Annotated in this window: 2 protein-coding genes and 1 pseudogene; 1 reads left to right on the top strand and 2 read right to left on the bottom strand. The window is 35.1% G+C overall.

Going from position 1 to position 8,109, the window contains the following annotated elements; genetic code table 11:
* Together ACFILU_RS08800 and ACFILU_RS08795 are read right to left on the bottom strand one after the other, a co-directional pair.
* Positions 1-279 (bottom strand): annotated as a pseudogene (locus ACFILU_RS08800) (hypothetical protein); the annotation flags it as partial.
* A gap of 1,783 nt (positions 280-2,062) precedes the next feature.
* Positions 2,063-7,042, bottom strand: a complete 4,980-nt coding sequence (locus tag ACFILU_RS08795) for a DEAD/DEAH box helicase (RefSeq protein ID WP_375675628.1) — start codon at positions 7,040-7,042, stop codon at positions 2,063-2,065.
* Positions 7,043-7,676: 634 nt separating this feature from the next.
* Between ACFILU_RS08795 and ACFILU_RS08790 the strand changes: the two genes are divergently transcribed.
* Positions 7,677-8,109, top strand: a 433-nt coding sequence (locus tag ACFILU_RS08790) for a POTRA domain-containing protein (protein ID WP_375675627.1), incomplete at its 3' end; no start/stop codon positions are given.

Raw genomic sequence — 8,109 nt, 5'->3', positions numbered from 1 at the left:
ATCGTAAATACGAGCATCACCATAAACCATGGCATTGCCACCGACCCAACAATCACCATTATGAGCTAAATTTGCAACCTTATGTATAAAGCCGCCTAGATCACCAGCTTTTATATTAGCAAAATCCCTTAAAGCCCGAATGCGATAAAGAGTATAATCACCAACCTCTATTATCTCTCCTGTAAATTCGTATTTTTTTGCAGGCTCTTGTTTATTAACAGATGTGATTTCGTTTGCAATGTTAGAGATAACGGGGGTGTTTTTTGAGATATTTGTCATATTTAAATCCTACATGTTTATATGTTTGTTATTGACAACCCTATAAGGGCGCCGGGCGTTAACAAACACGGCATGTAGTCCGTTGCTTACACTTTTCCCACAAGGGTATTGTATGATGTAAGCACACCCGACAAAGTCATCATATATGCTAATTAAAGCATAAAAGATAGTCAGTTTTTAAAAGCTTTGGAAAGATTGTATCGTAATCTATCCGCTACATGTTCAGTGTTTGTTAATCACTTGATTATTTATATAACAAAATACGTATTTATTGTCAAATAATATTTTATCTTCTTTGATATTTTTTATATTTTTTAAATACGTTGTGTATTGATAATATCTTATGCCTATTAATTGCTTCTTTTATATTTATGTGATTTTAAAGCTATATTACGGGCTTTGTGAAACGACTGCGTATTTTCTGAATTATACATTATAATATTTAGAAACGCTCTCATAATGCGTATTTTAAACTTTATAACCTATCAATTTTCTCACTAAATGAATTTTATTTTTTTTGTGAATTTTGTTTATAAGGGGCTCTAATTTAAACAACCTTAATAGGCAATGTGCTCTTTATAACCAACGCGTTCATTTGCATATGAGTATTCAAGTTTACTGTTTTCACGCATTCTCTATAGCTGTTATGTTCTTTATAGCCATGGCATCATTTTTCATTTTCATAAGAGAAACGATAAATAGGATAATTGCGATTTATTGTCTGTTATGAAAATATCTCAATAGAAACTGATCATTATAGAGATCAGTAAAATTCCTTTTAATAGACCGTGTCAGTGTTGTCAGTGTTGTCAGTTCTTTTTAGAGCCTATATCATTTTTTTTAAATGAGAGAAAATTAAAATCATTATATTTCAATAGGTTATAATTTTAATGATGCAACCTTTATTAAGATATACACCATAAATACAACTGTAAATATATATTTGTCAGTTATGTGTCAGTAAATTGAACTGACAAAATGATTATTTTAGTAAGTAATTACAACATGTCTTATGAAAAGCGTATGAAAGTAAAAACTGATTACGTTATTAAAATCCCTTGTATGAATTTTTATCAGTTTATTTAAATAGATAACCTTATGATTTTAGTGAGTGATTAAACCACGTCTTAAAAAAACATGTGATCCTTTAAAGCCCTTCAAAAGAAACGGTTTATAATCATAAAAATGCTATTAAGACTATTATGGTTATGAGTTTAGGGGGGGATGGGGGTTTTGGGGGGCACTTTTTACCCCCCCTTTATATATATTTTTTAGTCAAAAATAAAAGTTATTATATTTCAATAAGTTAATCTTTCAAATAAACAACCTATATTAAACATAACACATAAATACAATTTTTAATATATATCTAAGAGGGTTTTGTAGGTGTTTTGGGGGTTTTAAAAACAGACAAAACCTATAGGTAATATAAGAAAATGAATATACATAACTCTGTTTAAACAAAGCTTTTGAAAAGGATAAAGCTATCATTTTAAATACGGTATAATCTCTTAAAGGCAATCCAAATAAGAGTATCTAAAAGTGCAAATGATTTCTTTTTAGAATAACGCATATAAACACTCCTTTTAAAGATTATAGGTAATCAATTCACAAGATGATACGTTTAAAGAATTTACAAAAGTCCATTAAAGGATTTCTGATAACGTAATTCTTTCCTATCTTAGTTATCTCATAACAGATGATAAAATAAACTTTTATTTAAACTAATACATAAGCGGCTTTAATAAGATTAGCATGCCCATTATGTGAGCATGCTTTTAAGTTATTCAGTTTCTCTTAATACCAAATTTGGTAAGTTCTTAACGATTTTCATGGTTTCTAAACTTACGGTAATAACCCTCTGAAATAACTCTAGAGGGTAGGCAGGGTTGCCAACGGTTTCAACAGCATAGCGATTGGCATCATTAACAATGCCACTCTTTTTATCAGTCTTAACGCATTGACGCCCCATAACCCATTCAAGAGCAGGCTTGCCATTGACGATATACTCATAAGCTTCAAGAGGGATATCTGTTATTGTGATATTGCTGTTATAAATAACAGTTGATTTATCCTTTTCCTTACTATTCTTAATTTTTGCGAATTTCATTTCAGTTACATAATAGAATTTTTCGGGATTAGAGATCTCTGTCTGTTTTGGATTACCCTTTTTAAAGGTTACTGGATAAGGTTTTACATCTTCATAATTCACATGCAAATGACCCAATTCACGCCCTGCTGTTACAAATTTCCAAAAATCATCAGCACTCTTTACACAAGGGATACGAGGTAATTCTTTGCATAAATTATCAGCATAACGAGAGCGATAATCTTCTGAATGAAGCAAACCGTAAACATAATAGAATAGATCATCTTTTGTTATGGTTTCATTCGGATAAGCCATTTTAAAATATGCTAGTCCTTCATCCGTAATGGCATCACGTCTCTGTAAACCAGATGTTGTGTTTTTCTCTGTAGAATTCGTAAATAAATGAGATTGTTTTTCACTTTTATTTTTTGAAACTAGAGTATCTTCGTAAATATAGCGTGGAAAGCATTGACCTTTATCTATTGCGTCATGGTTAGGTAGTTTCTTAGTCATTAAGACAGAGAAACCACTTCTTCCTCCAACAGCAGAAACTTGTATTACTTTATTTTTAATCGCTTGTCCTATCGGGAATATACGAGGCATTTGATAAACCCCATCGTTAAAGATGCGATTATAATAAAGCCATTGTTTTGTAAAAGGACGATAAAGACTTTGAGTAAGACTGTAACATTCAAACTTAAAGAGTTTTTCTTTTACTAATTCTCGTTTGAGATTATGACTCCAACTGATCTTTTTTACATCTGTATTGACGAAATTATCTACAGCATTTGCACGTGTTTTACGATCAGAGTGTCGATAGGTAGTATTAAAACGTTCTACTTCGCTGTTATAGAACATAATCATATTATTCATGTTTTTCTTTAAAAATTCACGGCTTGAGTTATATGTCCAAGCATCACGATTAGTTTTTAGACCACAAGAAAAATTTTCAAATAGTTTTTTACCATGTCCTTTCTTATCACCTAAAGCTAAGAATGTTTCAAAACTTTCATCACGTTGATTTATCCAATCACCATGCTTATCTGGTGTAATTATTTTCCAACCTTGTTTACTTCGTGTAATGCCACCAACACTACCAAAGTATTGAAGCATCTCAAGTTTTTTTGCGGTGGAAAGATTATCTCCAATATCATGATAATAAATTTTACAAGGTCCAATAGCATTGGGATTTTTGATAAATAGCGTTACCGCAATACCCGTCATACTACCATTGCCGAAAATATTTTCACCTTCTTGAGCAACTCCATTGCTTAACATATTTTTGCGAAGATCACCCCTCAGATTGAGAACATAAATGCTCGTAAACTCTTTGGCTAAAGATTTTCGTAATCCATCCATTGTTGACTTTTCTATATAACCAGAACCAGAAACAAAGCCGATTACCCCAGCATTATCAATACGGTCACTAGCCCAGCGAATGGCACGAATATAACTATCATAAAGTGCTTGCACACAAGTTGTTTTAGATTGAGCAGCATAAGTTTCACGAATACGGTTATTTAAAATAGGATAAGGCGTATTCTTTGCATTATCATTTTCGCTTTTTTGTCCTACCGAATAAGGCGGGTTGCCAAAAATAACTTCAATATTGAGCTTTTTCTGAAGTTCTAAATATTCACTGTTTTCCTCTAGTAAACCTCTCATCAGATCTTGTTTTTCAAGCATCCGGAATGTATCGGTTAAACCAATATGTTTGAAAGGAATATACTCTCCTTTCTTCAAACTATGATAAGTCGATTCAATGTTAATGGCTGCTATGTAATAAGCAAGTAAGACAATCTCATTGGCATGGATATCGTGACGGAACTTATATTCCATATCCTCTGGTTTGATGAGATTGGATTGTAAAAGCCGCGTGATAAAAGTACCCGTTCCAGTGAAAGGGTCAAGAATAGAAACACCACGTGTCCCTAAGCTTTTTCCAAACTCATTACGCAACACATCATCAACAGAATGAATAATAAAATCAACAACCTCAACGGGCGTATAAACAATCCCAAGCCTATCCGTGGTTTTCTTAAATGCCTTGGTAAAAAAATCTTCGTAAAGCTTGATAATAAGATTTTGTCTTGCCGGTGGTTCGGTAATGCCAGAGGCACGGAACTTTACGCTGTCATAAAACTCTTGTAATTCTTTGGATTCTTCCTCAATATTTGTTTTATCGAGTTCTGTTAAGATTTTTTCCATTGCTTGCGAAATGGCATTGTTTTGTACAAATTCATTGCCCTCAAACAAGGCTTCAAACACGGGACGCGTCACAAGATGTTGCGCTAACATCTCAATCGCTTCTTCTTGCTTTATCTCACTGTTTAAGTTGTTTTTTAATTCGTTATAAAACGCATCAAAGGCATGATAAGCTTCGCTTGTTTGATCAGAAAGCATAGTTTGAAGGCGTGTGATATGGTTTTGTGCAATCTCAGCAACATTGCCAGCCCAAATGCCCCAATAATCACTCATAGTAGATTTTTTAACAATCAGTGTTTTGAGAGCATTGGGAAACTCAACAAAAAAGGGCAATCTTCCTTGTCCTTCATATGTTTGGTGCGGTTCATGAGCTTGTGTCCCAATACGAAGTCCGGATTTTTCTGATTTTTCGTGGAGCGTGATTTCGTCAATAACCGTGGTGACATTCTCTAATTCGGTCTTTTTAGAAACTGTAACAATGTCGATGATAGAGCTTACGTCTTGCCCTAAGACCATCTGGTTAAGGGTTTTACTAAAATTCTCATCATGGGCAAGCAAAGCATTGAGAACTTGCCAGACAACACTGTATCTCTTATTGTTTTTTAATGCCTCTTCTGGTGAAACACCAGCAGGAACACCAACCGGCAAAATGATATAGCCCATCTTTTTGCCTTTTGCACGACGCATCACACGTCCCACTGCTTGTATCACATCCACTTGGCTTTTACGCGGGTGTAAAAACATAACCGCATCAAGGGAAGGAACATCAACACCTTCTGAAAGGCAGCGTACATTGGTTAATATACGGCAGACATTCTCACCCGCATCTTCTTTCAACCAATCAAGTTTTATCGTACGGTTTTTGGCACCAGATTTTCCATTAATATGATCTACTTGACAGTTAAGAGGGGGAATATTTTTATGGTTTTCATGAAGATTACGTAAATCTTTCTTAACTTCTTCATCGTTGAATGTTCTACATATGCGTTCAGAAGTATCAATATCTCTACAAAAAGCCAAAGCCCGATGCATGGGTCTTGTATCATCTCCAAGATCAATTTTCAGATCCATTTTGGTAAGAGCTTGATAACAACCCATGATCTTTGTTCTATCATCAAGAATAAGTTCATAATTCTCATCTGTCATCAGATGCTGGATAGATTTACTCACTTCTCCTTCATCAACACCTAAAACGATAATCTTGTAAGGCGTTAAAAGTCCATTTTTTACAGCATGGGAGAAACTATAAGAATAAAGGATTTTGCCATAAAGCTCTTCATCATCCATAGAAGCCAGAACAGCATCAATCTCATTAGCTTGTTTTTTGGCATTGTCACTAAAGATACGAGGCGTTGCTGTCATATACAGACGTTTCTTGCCTCGAATAAGGCTATTGTCATGAACCTTGATAAACTCAGATTCACTCTTGTCTGTTCCTAACACAGCTCCAGTGGTACGGTGCGCTTCATCACAAATGATCAGATCAAATTCCGGTAAAGCATATTTCTTTTGCGCATCCGAAATCACTTGGATCGAATGGTAGGTAGCAAAGACCACTGTCATGGCATCAGGAGAAGTCTTATTGGCTTTTTCTCCAAGCTTTTGAGAATCTGTTGTTGCTGGTAGAGCGAGATCCGAGACATCGAGTTCGGCAGCATCATCTTGGTTTTTACGACGCTTGCCAACTTGTGTATCAGAACACACAGCAAAGGAACGCAAGGGGATTGCTGTATCTGCTGTCCATTCTCTTATTGTTTGTGACATTAAAGAAAGAGAGGGGACAAGGAATAAAACACGTTTACCTTGACCAGCAAGAGCTTCTGCTATCTTCAGACTGGTAAAGGTCTTTCCCGTTCCACACGCCATAATCAGCTTGCCGCGGTCTGCTTCTTTTAACCCTTCACAAACAGCTTTAAGCGCTTCTTGTTGATGATCTAAAAGATTTTTCGGTTCTTTTTTCTTAAGAGTAGCTTCCCCTTTGCTTTCAAAGGTTGCCCAATCTATTTGACTGTTTTCTAAATCAAAAAGATTAATCCGTTGAATGCGGACTCCTTGTCCTTCACAGGTGAGATCGGCATTGTTACTCCAATTACCTTCGGTGCTATCAACCAGAATACGGCGTGTGAATATTTTCTTGCCAGACGCTGCTATAAAGCTATCAATATCTTCTTTCTTGATCTGATGATTTGCACTATAAAACTTACATTGAATAGCGGCATATCCTTCTTCATCACGAATTTTAGCAACCAGATCAATGCCAATATCACGTCCATCTTCCCCATGCTCTTTTGCCCATTCACAATAGGTTTGAACCTTTTCATATTCTTGGCATTGTAGAGGGTCTTGCGTCAAATAAGCAATTACAAACTTTTCAAAAGAAGTTCCTCTATCGCGCGCACTTTCTGTATGATCACGGTAGGATTGTAACAGAGAGCGTAATGTCAGTGGTTTGTTATGAGATTGAAGCATTTATAATAAAACCCCACCGCTTTATAAGCGTTGATCTATAGGTGTCAAAAAACTTTAAATAGAATCTGCTAGATCTATTTAAAACAAATAGCAATAATAAAATAAAAAAAGGGTGCTAAAGACCCACAACCTGCTTAAAAAGAAATTTTATTAAAGGCTATTTATCCACAGCCTATGACATGAGGTAAAATCAGCAAAATAGTGAATTTTGCTGTTCGTTTTACGTGTTAATCAAGACAAATGAACTATATGCTTTGATAGGTTTTATAGATAGGTTTTGAAGGTTTCTCAAACCTTCAAAACCATTCGAAACTTATAGATTAGGCGTCCTTTGAAGGTTCACTCTATGAATGCAAGGGGATATGGTTGAGCAAATTTATCCTTTATATTTATGGGGATATTGATGTATTAACCATTGACGGGCTAAACAGTTTTGTTTAGAGGTTTCTTTATATAAATGTGGGGGAGAAATCTTCAGCAATTAAAATAAAGCGTTTTTTGTAAAATAAAGCAGTTTTTGGGTGTCACTTTTTTGGTCACAAAGGCATGTGCTTTTGTTAAAAGCGTCATAGGGCAGTGGCTGTTTTGAGTGGACTTGTTAGAGGTTTCATGAAGTTCTTTTAAAGAGTGCTTCATGAATAATGCAAAGCGGGGGCAATCTGTATTGTTATTGATATTTTTACGCCAAAGTTCTCTTTTGAGAATTTTTCGTGCCATTGTTGTTTTCTTTGGCTTGTTTACAGGTGTAAATGTTTATGCGCGCTCCTCAGCTATTTTTCATTCCCCAACCGATAATTTTTCTCGCCAACAATCTGAGAAGCAGCAATTAGAAAGAATTGAGAAATTACGCGCTTTAACGCCTAAAAGGATCAAGACGCCTTCAGAGCAAAATCCAGAAACGCTTTTGGGTGGGAAGCAATGTTTTCCAATTCATGCTGTTGTTGTTGAGGGAGTACATCATGTCAAAAAGCGCTCTATATCAGCCGTAACAGAGCCTTATGTTGGAAGATGTATTGGTCTTGTTGATATTCAGCTCTTAATCAAGAAGTTAACCAAAGTTTATTTGG

Source organism: Bartonella sp. CL100XZDX (assembly GCF_042195375.1).
Classification (GTDB): domain Bacteria; phylum Pseudomonadota; class Alphaproteobacteria; order Rhizobiales; family Rhizobiaceae; genus Bartonella.
This window is presented reverse-complemented; position numbering and strand designations above follow the sequence as displayed.